At 67.5% G+C, this 946-nt stretch carries 1 protein-coding gene; it reads left to right on the top strand.

What is annotated here, in order from left to right:
- Positions 1-946: AMP-binding protein (locus OO52_RS45475; RefSeq protein WP_037671613.1), on the top strand; the 946-nt coding region annotated here is incomplete at both ends.

The raw sequence follows: 946 nt of genomic DNA, 5'->3' as shown, positions 1-946 counted from the left end.
GCACCAGGACGTCCCCTTCGAGTACCTGGTGGAGCTGCTGAACCCGGCCCGCACCCTGTCGCACCATCCGCTGTTCCAGGTCATGCTCGCGCTCCAGAACGCCCCCGAGACCGAGCTGGAGCTCCCCGGACTGCGAGCCGAGATCGAGCTGGGCAGGACGGGGACGGCGAAGTTCGACCTCTTCTTCAGCCTTGCCGAGCGGCGCGGGGAGCGCGGCGAGCCCCAGGGCCTCACTGGTGCCGTCGAGTACTCCAGCGACATCTACGACGCGCCCACTGTGCAGGTCCTGTTCGACCGTTGGCTGAGGCTGTTGGACGCGGCCGTGTCCGATCCCGACCGTCCTCTGGCTGACATCGACATCCTCACCCCCGACGAACACCGCCGTGCTGTGGTCGAGTTCAACGACACGGTTTATGCCGTGCCGGATGTCTCCCTGGGCGAGCTGTTCGTCCGGCAGGTGGCTGAGACGCCCGATGCCCTGGCGGTCACGGACGGCGCCGACACGCTCACGTACGCACAACTCGACGTGCTCGCGGCCCAGTTCGCGCATGAGGTGATCGGTAGGGGAGTGCGGCCCGGTGACGCGGTCGGTGTCCTTCTGGAGCGTTCGGTCGCGACGGTCACCACGGTGCTGGGCCTGATGAAGGCGGGGGCGGTCTATGTTCCCCTCGACGCCCGCTATCCGGCCGACCGCATCCGCCATGTCCTGGCTGACACCGGCGCGCGCCTGCTGATCACCGACGAACGGTCGGTGCCGGAATCCGGTGCCGAGGCCGTGGAGTTGCTCCACATCGAGTCTCCTCGGTCCTATGCGTCCGACCCTGGTGATCCCAGGGTGGGTGTGGGGTCGGGTGATGCGGCGTACGTGATGTATACCTCGGGTTCGACGGGTGCGCCCAAGGGGATCGTGGTGACGCATCGCAATGTCGCCGCTCTGGCTCTGGAC

Source organism: Streptomyces flaveolus (genome assembly GCF_000716535.1).
Classification (GTDB): Bacteria; Actinomycetota; Actinomycetes; order Streptomycetales; family Streptomycetaceae; genus Streptomyces; species Streptomyces flaveolus_A.
This window is presented reverse-complemented; position numbering and strand designations above follow the sequence as displayed.